Below are 15,339 nucleotides of genomic sequence, written 5' to 3'. Positions count from 1 at the left end.
GATGACCGCCGCTCATTACCCGCACCTGCTGGCCCCGCTGGACCTGGGCTTTACCACGCTGCGCAACCGTACCCTGATGGGCTCGATGCACACGGGCCTGGAAGAAAAACCGGGTGGTTTCGAGCGCATGGCGGCGTATTTCGCCGAGCGCGCCCGCGGCGGCGTCGGCTTGATGGTGACCGGCGGCATCGGCCCAAATGACGAGGGCGGCGTGTATTCCGGCGCGGCCAAGCTGACCACCGAAGAGGAAGCGCTCAAGCACCGGATCGTGACCCGCGCGGTGCACGAGGCGGGCGGCAAGATTTGCATGCAGATCCTTCACGCCGGTCGTTATGCCTACAGCCCGAAACAGGTGGCACCGAGCGCAATCCAGGCGCCGATCAACCCGTTCAAGCCCAAGGAACTGGACGAGGAAGGCATCGAGAAGCAGATCAGCGATTTCGTCACCTGCTCGGTACTGGCGCAAAAAGCCGAGTACGACGGCGTCGAGATCATGGGCTCCGAAGGTTATTTCATTAACCAGTTCCTCGCGGCCCACACCAACCACCGTACCGACCGCTGGGGCGGCAGCTACGAAAACCGCATGCGCCTGGCGGTGGAAATCGTGCGCCGCGTGCGTGAAGCCGTTGGCCCGAACTTCATCATCATCTTCCGCCTGTCGATGCTCGATCTGGTGGAAGGCGGCAGCACCTGGGAAGAGATCGTGACGCTGGCCAAGGCTATCGAGCAGGCTGGCGCGACGATCATCAATACCGGGATCGGCTGGCACGAAGCGCGGATTCCGACCATCGCCACCAAGGTGCCGCGCGCGGCGTTCAGCAAAGTTACTGCCAAGCTGCGTGGTTCGGTGAGCATTCCACTGATCACCACCAACCGCATCAATACCCCGGAAGTGGCCGAGCAGATCCTGGCTGAAGGCGATGCGGACATGGTGTCGATGGCGCGGCCGTTCCTCGCCGATCCGGATTTCGTCAACAAGGCCGCCGAAGGCCGCGCCGATGAAATCAACACCTGCATCGGTTGCAACCAGGCGTGTCTCGATCACACCTTTGGCGGCAAGTTGACCACGTGCCTGGTCAACCCGCGGGCCTGCCACGAAACCGAACTGAATTACCTGCCGGTGCAGCAGATCAAGAAAATCGCGGTGGTCGGTGCCGGGCCTGCGGGCCTGTCCGCGGCGACCGTGGCCGCCGAGCGCGGTCACCAGGTGACGCTGTTCGATTCGGCCAGTGAAATCGGTGGCCAGTTCAACATCGCCAAGCGCGTGCCGGGCAAGGAAGAGTTCTACGAAACCCTGCGCTACTTCAACCGCAAACTGCAGACCACCCACGTCGAGGTCTGCCTGAATACCCGCGTCGATGTGGCGAAGCTGGTTGAAGGCGGTTATGACGAGATCATCCTGGCGACCGGTATCGCACCGCGTACGCCGGCCATTCCGGGCGTCGACAACGCCAAGGTGCTGAGCTACCTGGACGTGATCCTCGAGCGCAAACCGGTGGGCAAGCGGGTCGCGGTGATCGGCGCGGGCGGCATCGGGTTCGACGTCTCGGAGTTCCTCGTGCACCAGGGCGTGGCGACCAGCCTGGACCGTGAAGCGTTCTGGAAAGAGTGGGGCATCGACACTCGGCTTGAAGCCCGCGGCGGCGTCGCCGGGATCAAGGCCGAACCGCATGCCCCGGCCCGCGATGTGTTCCTGCTGCAACGCAAGAAATCCAAGGTTGGCGACGGCCTGGGCAAGACCACAGGCTGGATCCACCGCACCGGCCTGAAGAACAAGCAGGTGCAGATGCTCAACAGCGTCGAATACCTGAAGATCGATGACCAGGGCCTGCACATCCGCATCGGCGAAACCGGCGAGCCGCAGGTGCTGGCGGTGGACAACATCGTGATTTGCGCCGGGCAGGATCCGCTGCGGGAGTTGCAGGACGGTCTGGTCGCGGCGGGGCAGAACGTGCATCTGATTGGCGGTGCGGACGTGGCGGCGGAGCTGGACGCTAAGCGGGCGATCAATCAGGGGTCGCGGTTGGCGGCTGAGCTGTAACAGGCAGGTTCGCTCCCACCTGGATTGAAGTGTTCATTTGATTTGTGAACACCCCAGAACACTGTGGGAGCGAGCCTGCTCGCGATGGCGCCCATGGCGCCTTTTGATCGACTAGAATGCTGGCTCTTCACCCTGAGCCAGCCTCCATGCTTCTCCCTCCCAATCATTGGCTCCCCCAAGCCCCACTGGATCGACTCGACCTCGACTGGCTCGCCGCAGCAGGCATTCAGGTCGCCATCCTGCGCCTTGACCTGATCGACCCGCTCATCAGCGGTAACAAGTGGTTCAAGCTTATCGAACATTTGAAGGCTGCCGATCAGGCCGGTGCCCAGGGCATCATCAGTCTGGGCGGTGCGCACTCCAATCACCTGCATGCGCTGGCGGCGGCGGGGCAGCGCTTCGGTTTCACCACGGTCGGCTTGCTGCGGGGGCATCCGCAAGACACGCCAACGGTCAACGATCTGCAGGCGTTCGGCATGCAACTGCACTGGCTCGGGTTTGGCGGCTATCGCGCGCGGCATGAAGCGGGGTTCTGGACACCCTGGCAGGCGCTGTATCCCGATCTGTGGCCGGTGCCGGAAGGTGGCGGCGGTTTGCCGGGCGCCGAGGGTTGCGTGCAGTTGAAGGCGATGGTCAGCGAGCAGTTGAATGGGCTGGGCTGGAATGACTACGACGGCTGGTGGCTGGCCTGCGGAACCGGCACCACACTGGCGGGCCTGGTACTGGCCGAAGCGGGGGAGCATCCGGTGTATGGCGCGTTGGCGGTGCCCGATGACCATGGCGTGGCGCAGCACGTTGAATCGATCGTGCAAGAGGCGGGTTTGCAGCTTCCGGCGTATGAACTGTTCGACGCCAGCCGTGGCGGCTTCGCCAAAGTCGATCCGCCGTTACTGGATTTCATTGCGCAAACCGAGCAGGCCTGCGGCATTCCCCTCGAACCGCTGTACACCGGCAAAGCGCTGCTCACGCTCAAGCAGCAGCTCGACACCGGACGATTCGCCAGGGGCACGCGCCTGATCTTCATCCATACCGGCGGATTGCAGGGCCGCCGCGGATTTCATTCGCAACTTTGAAGTGTGCAACAGCCCCACACATTCAGGTATTGCGGCTGACTCGCTTGGGCATCATCCGCAGCAACGTGTTATCGCCGACCACATAGTGGTGATAAATCCCCGCCAGCGCGTGCAAGCCGATCAGCCAGTAACCGAGGGTGCCACCGAGTTCATGCCAGCCCTGGATACGTTTGGCCAACGCCTTGTCCTCGGACACCAGCATCGGCAGATCAAAACCGTAGAACATCACCTGATGACCCTTGGCGCTGGTGACCAGCCAACCCAGAATCGGCATCGCGATCATGAACAGGTATAGCGCCCAGTGCATCACCCGCGCGAGGGCGGTTTGCCAGTGCGGGGAGGCGGGGAAGATCTGCGGCGCCGGGCCCAGGCTGCGGGCGAATAGCCGGAACCAGACCAGCACGAATACGGTCAGCCCGAGCATGAAGTGCGATTCGGTGATCAGCGTTCGACCACCGCTGCCTTTTGGAAAGACCCCGCGAAATTCGATACAGGCGTAAACCAGCGCCAGCAGGACCAGCATTAACCAGTGCAGGGTGATCGACACGGTGCTGTAGCGTGAATCGGAGTTCTTCCAGGGCATACGGCGTTCCTCGCAGGTCGGGTCAAGCCACCGTTCTTGGTCGACGGTGTGCTTTAACTGTAATCCTGTTTTGGAGGGTTTGCCTGAGACTGTTGGACGCTGAATGTGCTGATTCAGGTAATTGACAGGAAAACGAGTAGCCCAGTAGGAACGACGCTTGCCCGCGAAGGCGTCTGTCGGCAGACATTCATGTTGAACGTCCGGACGTCTTCGCGGGCAAGCCTCGCGCCTGCAGGCGTGGTGGATCAGTTGGTCTGTGGCATCTCGCCGTTGGCCAGGCGCTGGTTGATGTCGACGATCACTTGCGGCAAATCGGTGATGGTGTCGATCATGTAATGCGGGCGCGAACCCTCGAACAGCGCGTGGATGCGCTTGCGTTCGCTAGCCAGTTCATCGCTGTCGAGGGCGCGATACCCTTCGTAGTCCAGGCCCAGCGCATTGCCCGAGCAGATCAGGGCGACGGTCCACATGCCGGCGCGGCGACCTTCAAGAATGCCCGGCACGGTGTCGTCGATCTTCACGCAGGCCGCGACATCGTCGATGCCCAGGGCGATGACGTTGGCCAGTGCCTGGGCCGGCCATGGACGGCCGTTCGGTACTTCGTCGGTGGCGACCACGTGATCGGCGATGTAACCGTTGGTGGCGGCCAGTTCGACCACTTTGTCCATGACCTGTTTCGGGTAGCCGGAGCAGGAACCGATCTTGATCCCTTGCCCGCGCAGGTTGGCGATGGTGTCCAGCGCGCCGGGGATCAGCGCCGAGTGCTCGGCGATTTTCTCGATCTGCAGCGGCATGAAGCGTTCATAGATGGCGGTAACGTCAGCGTCGGTCGGCGTGCGGCCGAAGGCTTTGCGATAACGTTCGGCGACCGCTGGCTGATCGCACAGGGTGCGGATGTGGTCCCACTTGCCCATGCCCATCGGGCCACGGGCTTCTTCGATGGACACCTGGACGTCGAATTCGGCGAAGGCTTCGACAAAAATCTGCGTCGGGGCGAACGAGCCGAAATCGACCACGGTGCCGGCCCAGTCGAGGATGGCGGCCTGGAGTTTGGTTGGGTTGGTGTAGTTCATGATGATCAGAATCCTGTGGCAACGGGTTGAATAGGGAGCTGCTTTTGGTGGCAGCGGGCTTGCTCGCGAAGGCGCTGGATCAGGCGACAGCAATGTTGAATGCTGAATCGCCTTCGCGAGCAAGCCCGCTCCCACAGGGGAATGCGCTGTGGTTAGATTGTTGACACTTCCATCTCGCGCAACACTTCGCCGATGGCGGCCACGGCCTGGCGCATCTCGGCGGGTTGCACATGACCGATGCAGCCCACGCGGAAGGTCTCGACCTGGGTCAGTTTGCCGGGGTAGAGGATGTAACCCTTGGCCTTCACGCGTTCGTAGAACTCCTTGAACTGGTAGCGCGGATCTTTCGGGGCGTGGAAGGTGGCGATGATCGGCGCCTGAATCGCCGCCGGCAGGAAACTGCGCAGCCCCAGTTTGCCCATCTCTTCCATCAAGGCCTGGCAGTTGTCGGCGTAGCGCTGATGGCGCGCCGGCAGGCCACCTTCCTCGCTGTATTGCAGCAGGGCTTCGTGCAGCGCTGCGACCACGTGGGTCGGCGGGGTGAAGCGCCACTGGCCGGTCTTGGCCATGTAGCTGTGCTGGTCGTAAAGGTCCATCGCGAGGGAGTGCGAGTTGCCGGCGGCATTGGCCAGCGCTTCCTTGCGAGCGAAGACGAAGCCCATGCCCGGTACGCCTTCCAGGCATTTGCCCGAGGCGGCGATCAGTGCGTCGAACGGCACCTGCTGCGCATCCACTGGCAGCGCGCCGAAGGAACTCATGGCGTCGATGATCAGGCGCTTGCCGTGTTGCTCGACCACCTGGGCGATCTCCGGCAGCGGGTTGAGGATGCCGGTGCTGGTTTCGCAGTGGATCAGCGCGACGTGGGTAATGCCGGGGTCGGCGCGCAGCAGACGGTCGACGTCGGCAGCGGTGGTCGGTTCGTCTTCGGCGGTTTCAAACGTGCTGAACGAGCGGCCGAGCACGTCGCAGATTTTCGCCAGGCGTTTGCCGTAGGCGCCGTTGATCAGCACCAGCACCTTGCCATCGCGAGGCACCAGCGTGCCGATCGCCGCTTCGACCGCGAAGGTGCCGCTGCCTTGCAGAGGAACGCAATGGTGGCTGGCGCCGCCGTTGATGATTGCCAACAGTTGCTCGCAGAGGCTGGCGGTCAGTTGGTTGAAGCGGTCATCCCATGAACCCCAGTCGACCATCATTGCCTGGCGGGTGCGGGCCGACGTGGTCAATGGGCCGGGGGTGAGCAGGATGGGTTCGGCAATACTCATTCTCGTGTCCTCGCAATCGATGGGATGAAGCTACGGGGCTTAAATTGCAATTTGCCGTTGCATCAATCAAATTGTTTGTTGTTATGCCAACCATCAGTGAGGCTTATTCATGAACCTGTTCCAGCTCCGCGCTTTTGATGCGGTAGCCCGCGAGGGCAGCTTCACCCGTGCCGCCGCGCGGTTGTTCATCAGCCAACCGGCGGTCACCGGGCACATCAAGGCGCTGGAGGAGCACTACCAGATCACCTTGCTTCGGCGTACCGCGCGGCGGGTCGAACTGACGGAGGAGGGCACCAAACTCGCGGCGATCACCCGGGCGATGTTCGGCCTGGCGGAAGAGGCGCAGGTGATGCTCGAGGCCAATCGGCAGTTGCTCACCGGGCGACTGGAAGTGGCGGCGGACGGGCCGCACATGGTCATGCCGATGCTGGCCAGTTTGCGTACGCGCTATCCGGGGATCACCGTGAACCTGCGCCTGGGCAATGCCCAGGAAACCCTCGCGGCGTTGCTGTCCGAGCATGCCGACGTGGCGGTGTTGACCGAAGTCGAGCCGCGCAAGGGCTTGCATTTGCAGGCGTTGAGCGAATCGCGGATTTGTGCGCTGGTGCCCGAGGGTCACCCGTGGGCGCAGAAATCGAAGGGTGTGCACCTCAAGGAGCTGGATCAGGTGATCATGGTGTTACGTGAACCGAGCTCGATTACCCGGCGTACGTTCGACGAAGCTTGTGTCCAGGCGAAGGTCAATCCGCGGGTGTTGCTGGAACTGGACAGTCGCGAGGCGGTGACCGAGGCCGTCGCCGCGCAGTTGGGCGTGGGTGTGGTGTCGTCAGTGGAAGTCAGCCATGACCCGCGGGTGGCGGCGGTGCCGATCATGGGGGACGGGTTGGTGAACCGGCACATGATGGGGTGCATGGAGCGGCGCCGGGATTTGCGCTTGATACAGGCGTTTTTCGAGCTGGCGCCAGGCCCGTAAACCGAGTCGCCTGCATCGCTAGCAGGCTAGCTGTCACAATGGATTTGCGTCGACGCATCACCCCTGTGGGAGCTAGCCTGCTAGCGATAGGGCCAGACCTGCTTACTCCAGACTCTCGCGCACCATCTCCAGAAACGTCGCCACAATCCGCCGCGAACTCTGCTCGCGCAAGCACACCAGCGTCTCCGTCAGCCGCCGTGTGCAATCGGTGATCGGCAACGCACACACCCGCGAATCCGCGCCAAACTCCGCGGCCGAAACCACGCCGACGCCAATCCCCACCACCACCGCCTCCCGCGCCGCTTCCCGCCCTTCAACCTGAATCGCCGGCCGAATGCGAAACCCCGCCCGGGCCATTTCTTCTTCGAGCGTCTGGCGCGTCACCGAGCCGATTTCCCGTAGCACCAGTGGCGTGTCGTCCAGGTCCGCCAGGCAGATCGACTCGCGATCGGCCCACGGGTGGTTGCGTGAAACGAACGCCACCATCGGGTCGTTGCGCAACGGCAACGAGATCAGCCGGTCATCACTGACATCACGCCCCAGCAGCGCCAGGTCGGCCTGATAGTTGAACAGCCGAAACAGCGATTCATCCGTGTTGCCGGTCTCGATCTTCACGCTGATGCCGGGGTAGCGCTCGCAAAACCGGGCGATCTGCGGCAGCACGTGCACCGGGGCATCCACCGCGAGGATCAGGCTGCCGGTCTGCAAGGCCCGGGAATCGTGCAGCAACTCCTGAGCCTCGGCCTCAATGACGAACAGCCGCTGCGTAATCCCGAGCAAGCGTTCTCCGAGATCGGTCAGGCGCACGGAACGTTTGTTGCGATGAAACAGCAGCACACCAAAGCGCTCTTCGAGTTTGCGCACCTGGTCGGAGATGGCCGGTTGGGTGAGAAAAAGCCGCTCGGCGGCCTTGGTGAAGCTGCCGTGAACGGCCACGGCGTGGAAGGCTTTGAGCTGGGCGTGGGAAACCGACATCGACACCTCCAGTAACAAGCTGAGCTTATATTGGAAATACGATAAATCGATTTCACTTATTAATCAGTAATTGTTTTGATCGGCCTCAGTCGCGGTGACTGCTCGGTCGAGCAGCAGCGTGACCATGAGCCTGCCCGTGCATTTGCAGGCCTCATCTGACCGGTATCGCCACAGGGAAGCCGCGATATCGCAGTGCTCAACAATAAAAAGACAGGCGTTATTTCTCAATTTCTGCCGGCACACTCACACCCTGAGGTCAGAACCACAATGAACAAGCACATCGGCACCATCAAGCGTTGGCGCGTGCAGATCTTCGCGATCACCTGGCTCGCCTACGCCGCTTTCTATTTCACCCGCAAAGCGTTTTCCGTCGCGAAACTGGGGATCGCCGAAGACCCCACGTTCATGCTCGACAAAATGGCCATGGCCAACCTCGACGCCATCTACCTCGCCGCTTACGCTGTCGGCCAATTCACCTGGGGCATCCTCGCCGACCGCTTCGGCCCGCGGGTCGTGGTGCTCGGCGGATTGCTGATTTCCGCCGCGGCGGCGCTGGTGATGGGCAGCTTCGCGACGTTACCGATTTTCGCCACCTGCATGCTGATTCAAGGCCTGGCCCAGTCCACGGGATGGTCAGGGCTGTGCAAGAACATCGGCAGTTTCTTCCCCGCCGAACAGCGTGGGCGGGTGCTCGGTTTATGGAGTTCCTGCTACGCCTTTGGCGGGCTCGTGGCTTCGCCGTTTGCCGGTTGGTGGGCGTACACGCTCATCGGCACCTGGCACGCGGCGTTCATTTCCAGTGCGGCGGTCGTTGGGCTGGTCGCCGTGCTGTTTTTTATTTTCCAACGCAACAAACCGGAAGACGTGGGCTTGCCGGCCGTGGAGCCTGAACCCGAGCTGACCGCCGAAGAAGCGCACGCTCAAAGCCAGATCAGTGTGCTCGAACCGTTGAAGGAGATCCTGCGCAACCGCACGGTGCTGATTCTCGGCCTCGCGTATTTCCTGCTGAAACCGGCGCGTTACGCGATCTTGCTGTGGGGCCCGGTGATCGTGTTCGAGCAGATGCCGACCGTGGGCAAGGTCGGCGCGGCGATCATTCCGACCGCGTTCGAGCTGGCCGGGTTGCTCGGGCCGATCCTGCTCGGGCTGGCCTCGGACAAAGTGTTCGGCGCCCGACGCATGCCGGCCTGCGTGCTCAGTTTGTTTGCACTGACCGTGTCCCTCGCACTGTTCATGGGCGCCTTGCACACCGGCAGTGTGACGTTGGTGGTGGCACTGTTGTTCGTCATGGGTCTGACCCTTTACGGTCCGGATTCGATGATCAGCGGCGCGGCGGCCATCGATTTCGGCACCGCCAAGGCCGGCGCAACGTCGGCAGGCTTCGTCAACGGCTGCGGCTCGGTCGGGGCGATTCTTGGCGGTTTGCTGCCGGGTTATTTCGACTCGGTCACCGTGTTCATTATTTTCGCAGGCTGCGCGTTGTTCTCTGCGCTGGTGCTGGTCCCTTACTGGAACAGTCGCCCGGCTGGCTTGCGAACCGAAAGTGCCTTCGTGCCCAACCGGCCGATGAGTGTCAAACCCCTGCGGACCTGAGGAAATACCCATGAGACCTTTCTGGCTGGAACAGGCGCTGGCGGCCGAGTCCTGCGCGCCCTGCGAACCGTTGCGCGCAGACACCCGTGCCGATGTGTGCATCGTTGGCGGTGGCTACACCGGGTTGTGGACCGCGATCATGCTCAAGGAGCAGAACCCTGAGCTCGATGTGTTGCTGATCGAGGCCGACATCTGCGGCGCCGGTGCCAGCGGCCGCAACGGCGGATGTGCGCTGTCGTGGTCGGCCAAGTATTTCACCCTGGAAAGGTTGTTCGGCGTCGAAGAGGCGGTGCGACTGGTCAAGGAATCCGAGCGCAGCATTTACGCGATCGGCACCTTCTGCGAACAGTACGGCGTGGAGGCCGATTACCGCCTCGACGGCACGCTCTACACCGCCACCAACCGCGCGCAGTGTGGCTCGACCGACGCGGTGATCACCGCGCTGGAACGCCATGGCATCAACTCGTTTACCCAACGCCCGGTCGCAGATGTGCAACGGATGGCCGGCTCCGATAAACACCTGGAAGGCTGGTTTTCCCCGGCTGCCGCGAGCGTGCAGCCGGGCAAACTGGTGCGTGGCTTGCGCCGCGTAGCGTTGCAGCTCGGGGTGAGGATTCATGAAAACACCGCGATGACCGGGCTGGAGGAAGGCAAGCCGGCCGCGATCCAGACCCCGCACGGCACGGTCCGCGCGGACCGCGTCGTCCTGGCGATGAACGCCTGGATGGCCCGCGCGTTCCCGCAGTTCGAACGCAGCGTGGCGATCGTTTCCAGCGACATGCTGATCACCGAGCCGCGGCCCGACCTGCTTGACGAAATCGGTTTGACCAGCGGTGTCACGGTGCTGGATTCGCGGATTTTCGTGCACTACTACCACAACACGCCGGACGGCCGAATTATGCTCGGCAAGGGCGGCAACACCTTCGCTTACGGCGGGCGGATGCTGCCGGTGTTCGATCAGCCGTCGCCCTATGCCGGCTTGCTGCAGAGCAGTCTTACGGATTTTTTCCCGGCGTTTGCCGGGGTCAAGGTCGACGCGACCTGGAACGGCCCGTCGGATCGCTCGGTCACCGGTCTGCCGTTCTTCGGCCAGATGAGTGGCCACGGCAATGTGTTCTACGGTTTCGGTTATTCCGGCAGCGGCGTCGGGCCGTGTCACATGGGCGGGCAGATTCTCGCCTCGATGGTCCAGGGCCTGGACAACGCCTGGACCCGCTCGCCGCTGATCAACGGCCCCTTGGGTTTTTTCCCGCCGGAGCCGATTCGCTACCTGGGCTCGCTGATGGTACGCAACGCCATCCGCCGCAAGGAGCGCGCCGAGGATCATGGGCGGCGGCCACGGCATCTGGACGTGCGCCTGGCGAAATTCGCCGCCGCGGCGGGCAAGGCCGACAAGGGCTGATCAGGGATTGCGGTTCACCAGCCAGTCGAGCAACAGGCGGTCGTCGCCCTTGGGTGGCTGGCTCGGCCGCGGCGCCGGCGGGCTGTTCGCCGTGGCGTACAACACCGGGCGGTCCGGATCGCTGTCGAGAAAACTGATGAGTACGTCGGTGCCGGCCACCGGCAGCCTCGAGGGATCGATCCGGCTGTCCGGGGTGGCCTGGACCATGGGCAACCAGAACCCGCTGGCTTCATTCGCATCGGTGTCCGGTGTTGGCCACAACCTGACCTGTATCCGGCCCTGATCGTCGGGTGTGGCCGGTTCACCGATCGGCCCCAGCACCCGCGCCGTCTGGAAACCTGGAATGACCGGTCTGGCCTGCGTGAGGGCGGGGCGGAACACCGTTGACCAGGGAATCGCACTGAACTGATTGCTGTAGCGTCGGACCCTGTCGGTTGTAACGTGTTCGAGAATCGACGGCTGCTGGCCCTGATGGCGGATGTCGGTCAGCAGCCATTGATCGTTGAAGTTGGGCAGCGGATGGTCCGACACCTGGACGATTCGTCCGCTGCGCAATGCACTGTGGTTGCTTCGACCCTGCATCTGCCCATGCCGGCAACGCAGCCGCTCCAGTATGCGACGGCTGAGCCGGTCGAGGTCGAGGGGCGGCGGGGTGGGGGGCGCAGTCAGTGGCGGTGAGGTGTGGCGCTGGAACAACTCGCTGATCACCGGCACGTGGGTATCAGGCGACTCATCGCCGTGGAAGGGCATCAGCAGCGGTTCCTGCGGGAAACTCAGGCTGTCATCCGCCAGCACCAGTACATGGCCGCCACGCTGATGTTCGAAGTGATAGTGGATGCCTTCTTCCTCGCAGAGTCGCTGCAGGAACGTCAGGTCGCTCTCGTCGAACTGAATACAGAACGGCTTCACGGGGTAGCGGCCGCTGGGCAGTTCAAAGCGGTAGCTGCTTTCAGGCAGGCCGTTTTCTTCGAGCAGCTGGCGCAGGATGGCGGGCACATCGAGCTGATGAAAAACCCGTCGCGAACGCTGTCGGTCGAGGGTTTGCAGCCAGGGCACCAGCACCAGGCTGTAGTCGATCCGCTGCGGGCCGCGGTGTTCGCGGCTGGCGCTGTGGATGATGCCGTGCACGCCGTGGCCGTCTGCCAGACTGAGGAACACCGGTTGTTGCAGCAGTCGGTCGAGGTGCATGGCCGGTGCCAGGCCGATCACTTCGATGTTGAACCGATAAGGCTGGTTGAGGGCTTCATGGCCGGTGAACTGCAACACCTGCAGGGTCAGATCGCCGTCCAGCAGTGTCAGGGTGAAGGGACTTTCCTTGTCGTTGTGCATCGAACGCGCTTCTGCCTGGGAGTACGGGCACTGAGGGTACGAAACCATGGCGCTTTATGCTCAGTGCAACTCAACGTTTCAGAAACGCCCTACAACTATCGGTAAAGATGTTGATTTGGCAGGATCGATTTTTTGGTCGATTGCCGACTTTAGGCCGTATAAACTTGCGCAAAGCGTCGGCCAATAGATGTCTCGGCGCCACAGATAAGAGAGTGAGTAATGGGCGCACAGTGGAAGGTTAAACACAAAGAAGCGGCAGCCAATGCCAAGGGCAAGATCTTCGGCAAACTGGTGAAGGAAATCACCATCGCTGCGCGCAACGGTGCCGATACCGCCACCAACGCGCACCTGCGTCTGGTGGTCGAACAGGCGAAAAAAGCGTCGATGCCCCGCGAAACCCTGGAGCGCGCGATCAAGAAAGGCTCCGGCCAGCTCGGTGAAACCGTGCAATACCATCGCGTGACTTATGAAGGCTTTGCACCGCATCAGGTGCCGCTGATCGTCGAGTGCGTGACTGACAACATCAATCGCACCGTCGCGGAAATCCGCGTCGCGTTCCGCAAAGGGCAGTTGGGCGCCTCCGGTTCCGTGGCCTGGGACTTTGACCATGTCGGCATGATCGAGGCGTCCCCGGACAGCCCCGACGCCGACCCGGAAATGGCTGCCATCGAAGCCGGCGCCCAGGATTTCGAGCCGGCCGAAGACGGCGCGACCCTGTTCATCACCGAAGCAGTCGATCTGGATTCGGTGCAGAAGGCCTTGCCCGAGCAGGGTTTCACCGTGTTGTCGGCGAAGTTGGGCTACAAGCCGAAGAACCCGGTCAGCGGCTTGAGCGACGAGCAGATGGCTGAAGTCGAAGCGTTCCTGGAAGGCCTCGATAACCATGATGATGTGCAGGATATGTTTGTCGGGTTGGCGGGGTAATTTGTTTCTTCAGTGACGGTTTGGCAGGCCGTCTTCGCGACTTGCTCGCGAAGACGGCAGAAGCGACGCCGCAACGCCCGGGTTTAACCCGGCTCCCTGACTTCCAGCAACTGCCCCAACCGACTGCGAGTCCGCGCCAGATCGATCGCCTCACCTCCCAGGCTCTCGCGCAACGAGCGCCGTCCCAGCAGAATCAGGTGCTTGTCTTGGTCATACAACACATCCACCAGATTGATGAAACGTTGCTGCGCCGCGATCGAGCAGTCGGCGAGGCTGGGCAGTTCGTCGATGATCCAGTGATCGAAGCGCCGACACAGCTCCAGGTAATCCATGACGGCGGTGGGGTGATCACACAGGTCGCTGAAGGTGAAACCGATGGTGCGCCCTTCGCAATGGCGGGCCGGCAGATGCCGGGTGCCAACGGCTAACAGAATGGCGGGCGCGTCGGCGTAGGGTTCGGGCAGGTTCAGCGCCAGACGCTGCGCGGCGGTGGCTGGCCAGACGTAGTGGCCTTGGGTGAACAATTGCTGGGCGTGGGTTCTGGCGTGACTGCGATAGTCGTGCGGACCGCCGACCTCCATCACTTGCATACGCGCGTGGATCAGGTCGATGACCGGTTTGAATCGCGCGTGATAGAGCGGATTCGGCAGCAAGCCTTCGGGCGGGTAGTTCGAGGTCACCAGCAGCAGGATGCCGCGGCGAAACAGCGCTTTGAACAGCCGCGTAATGAGCATCGCATCGCCGATGTCATGCACATGAAATTCGTCGAAACACAGCACCCGGCAGTCTTTCAATAGCTCGTCGAGTGTGGTCGCCAGCGCATCAGGCTGGTCGCGGTGACTGAACATGCCCTGATGCAGCCGGGCAAAAAACTCATGAAAGTGCAGGCGTTGTTTTTCCGCGAGGGGGAGCGCCTGGAAAAAACCATCGAGCAGCCAGCTTTTGCCGCGACCGACCGCACCGTGCAGGTACAGGCCTGGCAGCGGTTTCGCCGAGGTGCCGAGCAGCGCCGTGGCGTGCTGCGCCATGCAATCGATCACGCGCTGCTGGCTGTGGCTGAGGGTATAACCCTGGGAGTGGGCCTTCTGGCGAAAGTAGTCGTGGACGATGCGTCCTGGCGCGGAATGACTGCTGGCGCTCGAGGCCTTGCCGAACAGGCGGCGCAGCGCGAGCCAGCGTGGAGTGAATCGTGAACGGTTGGGCGGTCGAACGGCCACTGATGTTCCCCGGTAATCGTCAGGCAGGCTTCCCGAGCCGCGGCGGCGTAGTGTAACCAATACGGGAATTTTGCTTCCAGTTGTGTCGACCGGCGACGTCAGGACTTGAACAAAAAAATGCGGGCTGTACAGCTTGTTTCACCTAGGGGCGCGGTGTTTTGTCAGTGGTACGACACAAAAGCATACCCTTTTCGTGGATCCAATTTTCCGGCGTCGCTGGAAAATCCTCGTTCCGTTGCTAACCTCAAAGTCTGAAGCCACCCCCCTCAAGGATTGGGCCGTGAATGGAATCGCTGTATTGGCAGGCGCTGGCATGGTGTTCAGCGCGCAGGTAGTGGCCGCGGAGCTTCAAGTTCAGGTGCGGGTTGACGTGCAGCGCGGCTGTCAACTGGTCGGCCAGCAACGCAGTGCGGGCGTCGAGCAACTGGGCGTGCTGGACTTCGGCCAGACGGCGCGCCTCGATGATCCCGCCGGCCCCTTGGGAGCGGCGTTGATGAATCAGCGCTTGCCTCGTCTCGAATGCAATCCCGACACCCCTTATCAATTACGCGTCGACGGCGGCCAGCACGGCGGCGTCGGCGAAGTGCGCTACATGGCCGGTTCCGCTGGCAGCAAACCCATTCCCTATCGGCTCTACCAGGACCCCGCGCGGCGGATCCCGCTGGCGGTGGATGTGCCGATGAGCGGACGGGTGCCGGACACCGGATCAGTGGATTTACCGTTGTATGCACGCATTGAACGGCTCGCGGAGATTCCCCGTGTCAGTCGCTATACCGACCTGGTGAAGGTGACCGTCAGCTGGTAGCAGCACCGTGTAACGGCCCCGGATGGATTCGTGGGGCGCAGGGAAGGGGCGTTGCGCATTGAACGCCCGGGTTTTGGCATCCTGAGGGA

The 15,339-nt window shown here is 62.4% G+C and carries 13 protein-coding genes; 7 read left to right on the top strand and 6 right to left on the bottom strand.

Going from position 1 to position 15,339, the window contains the following annotated elements; translation table 11 throughout:
- The first annotated feature begins 1 nt into the window (after position 1).
- On the top strand, positions 2 to 2,041 hold the full coding sequence (locus NTD84_RS10995; protein WP_262165137.1) for an NADPH-dependent 2,4-dienoyl-CoA reductase: 2,040 nt from the start codon (positions 2 to 4) through the stop codon (positions 2,039 to 2,041).
- A gap of 146 nt (positions 2,042 to 2,187) precedes the next feature.
- Positions 2,188 to 3,114: a 1-aminocyclopropane-1-carboxylate deaminase/D-cysteine desulfhydrase gene (locus NTD84_RS10990; RefSeq protein WP_262165136.1), complete on the top strand. Its 927-nt coding sequence runs from the start codon at positions 2,188 to 2,190 to the stop codon at positions 3,112 to 3,114.
- A gap of 22 nt (positions 3,115 to 3,136) precedes the next feature.
- Here NTD84_RS10990 and NTD84_RS10985 read toward each other — a convergent pair whose 3' ends face one another.
- From NTD84_RS10985 to NTD84_RS10975, 3 genes are all read right to left on the bottom strand, one after another.
- The gene (locus NTD84_RS10985) at positions 3,137 to 3,697 is read right to left on the bottom strand and encodes a cytochrome b (RefSeq protein WP_262165135.1); all 561 of its coding nucleotides are present in this window, start codon (positions 3,695 to 3,697) and stop codon (positions 3,137 to 3,139) included.
- Positions 3,698 to 3,942: 245 nt separating this feature from the next.
- Positions 3,943 to 4,770, bottom strand: coding sequence for a phosphonoacetaldehyde hydrolase (gene phnX, locus NTD84_RS10980; protein WP_262165134.1), 828 nt, complete (start codon positions 4,768 to 4,770; stop codon positions 3,943 to 3,945).
- A 152-nt stretch (positions 4,771 to 4,922) separates the two neighbouring features.
- Positions 4,923 to 6,032 (bottom strand): 2-aminoethylphosphonate--pyruvate transaminase, encoded by a 1,110-nt coding sequence (locus NTD84_RS10975; protein WP_262165133.1) that lies wholly within the window; start codon positions 6,030 to 6,032, stop codon positions 4,923 to 4,925.
- Positions 6,033 to 6,141: 109 nt separating this feature from the next.
- Between NTD84_RS10975 and NTD84_RS10970 the strand changes: the two genes are divergently transcribed.
- On the top strand, positions 6,142 to 7,005 hold the full coding sequence (locus tag NTD84_RS10970) for a LysR substrate-binding domain-containing protein (protein WP_262165132.1): 864 nt from the start codon (positions 6,142 to 6,144) through the stop codon (positions 7,003 to 7,005).
- Positions 7,006 to 7,107: 102 nt separating this feature from the next.
- On the opposite strand, the gene NTD84_RS10965 is transcribed toward NTD84_RS10970, so the two are convergent.
- Positions 7,108 to 7,980: a LysR family transcriptional regulator gene (locus NTD84_RS10965; RefSeq protein ID WP_262165131.1), complete on the bottom strand. Its 873-nt coding sequence runs from the start codon at positions 7,978 to 7,980 to the stop codon at positions 7,108 to 7,110.
- A 267-nt stretch (positions 7,981 to 8,247) separates the two neighbouring features.
- On the opposite strand from NTD84_RS10965, the gene NTD84_RS10960 reads away from it, so the two are divergent.
- Both NTD84_RS10960 and NTD84_RS10955 read left to right on the top strand, forming a co-directional pair.
- A complete protein-coding gene (locus tag NTD84_RS10960; RefSeq protein WP_262165130.1) occupies positions 8,248 to 9,573 on the top strand; it encodes an MFS transporter in 1,326 nt (441 codons plus the stop codon).
- Positions 9,574 to 9,577: 4 nt separating this feature from the next.
- The gene (locus NTD84_RS10955) at positions 9,578 to 10,975 is read left to right on the top strand and encodes an FAD-dependent oxidoreductase (protein WP_262165201.1); all 1,398 of its coding nucleotides are present in this window, start codon (positions 9,578 to 9,580) and stop codon (positions 10,973 to 10,975) included.
- Here the strand turns inward: NTD84_RS10955 and NTD84_RS10950 are convergent, their stop codons facing one another.
- A complete protein-coding gene (locus NTD84_RS10950) occupies positions 10,976 to 12,304 on the bottom strand; it encodes a type VI secretion system Vgr family protein (protein WP_262165199.1) in 1,329 nt (442 codons plus the stop codon).
- Between the two features lie 219 nt (positions 12,305 to 12,523).
- On the opposite strand from NTD84_RS10950, the gene NTD84_RS10945 reads away from it, so the two are divergent.
- Positions 12,524 to 13,228, top strand: coding sequence for a YebC/PmpR family DNA-binding transcriptional regulator (locus NTD84_RS10945; protein ID WP_262165129.1), 705 nt, complete (start codon positions 12,524 to 12,526; stop codon positions 13,226 to 13,228).
- An 83-nt stretch (positions 13,229 to 13,311) separates the two neighbouring features.
- On the opposite strand, the gene zapE is transcribed toward NTD84_RS10945, so the two are convergent.
- Positions 13,312 to 14,445, bottom strand: coding sequence for a cell division protein ZapE (gene zapE / locus NTD84_RS10940; RefSeq protein WP_262165128.1), 1,134 nt, complete (start codon positions 14,443 to 14,445; stop codon positions 13,312 to 13,314).
- A 313-nt stretch (positions 14,446 to 14,758) separates the two neighbouring features.
- Here zapE and NTD84_RS10935 point away from each other — a divergent pair, with 313 nt between their 5' ends.
- A complete protein-coding gene (locus NTD84_RS10935; protein ID WP_262165197.1) occupies positions 14,759 to 15,250 on the top strand; it encodes a spore coat U domain-containing protein in 492 nt (163 codons plus the stop codon).
- Positions 15,251 to 15,339 lie beyond the last annotated feature (89 nt).

The organism is Pseudomonas sp. 14P_8.1_Bac3, assembly GCF_025466085.1.
Taxonomy (GTDB): Bacteria; Pseudomonadota; Gammaproteobacteria; order Pseudomonadales; family Pseudomonadaceae; genus Aquipseudomonas.
Note: the sequence above shows the minus strand (reverse complement) of the source record. Positions and strands in the feature narration are given on the sequence as shown.

Excerpts from the sequence above, each read along its gene's own strand:
- NTD84_RS10950 (WP_262165199.1), bottom strand. The coding sequence starts at position 12,304 with ATGCACAACGACAAGGAAAGTCCCTTCACCCTGACACTGCTGGACGGC.
- NTD84_RS10995 (WP_262165137.1), top strand. The coding sequence starts at position 2 with ATGACCGCCGCTCATTACCCGCACCTGCTGGCCCCGCTGGACCTGGGC.
- NTD84_RS10935 (WP_262165197.1), top strand. The coding sequence starts at position 14,759 with ATGGTGTTCAGCGCGCAGGTAGTGGCCGCGGAGCTTCAAGTTCAGGTG.
- NTD84_RS10985 (WP_262165135.1), bottom strand. The coding sequence starts at position 3,697 with ATGCCCTGGAAGAACTCCGATTCACGCTACAGCACCGTGTCGATCACC.
- NTD84_RS10970 (WP_262165132.1), top strand. The coding sequence starts at position 6,142 with ATGAACCTGTTCCAGCTCCGCGCTTTTGATGCGGTAGCCCGCGAGGGC.
- NTD84_RS10960 (WP_262165130.1), top strand. The coding sequence starts at position 8,248 with ATGAACAAGCACATCGGCACCATCAAGCGTTGGCGCGTGCAGATCTTC.
- NTD84_RS10945 (WP_262165129.1), top strand. The coding sequence starts at position 12,524 with ATGGGCGCACAGTGGAAGGTTAAACACAAAGAAGCGGCAGCCAATGCC.
- NTD84_RS10975 (WP_262165133.1), bottom strand. The coding sequence starts at position 6,032 with ATGAGTATTGCCGAACCCATCCTGCTCACCCCCGGCCCATTGACCACG.
- NTD84_RS10990 (WP_262165136.1), top strand. The coding sequence starts at position 2,188 with ATGCTTCTCCCTCCCAATCATTGGCTCCCCCAAGCCCCACTGGATCGA.
- NTD84_RS10965 (WP_262165131.1), bottom strand. The coding sequence starts at position 7,980 with ATGTCGGTTTCCCACGCCCAGCTCAAAGCCTTCCACGCCGTGGCCGTT.
- phnX (WP_262165134.1), bottom strand. The coding sequence starts at position 4,770 with ATGAACTACACCAACCCAACCAAACTCCAGGCCGCCATCCTCGACTGG.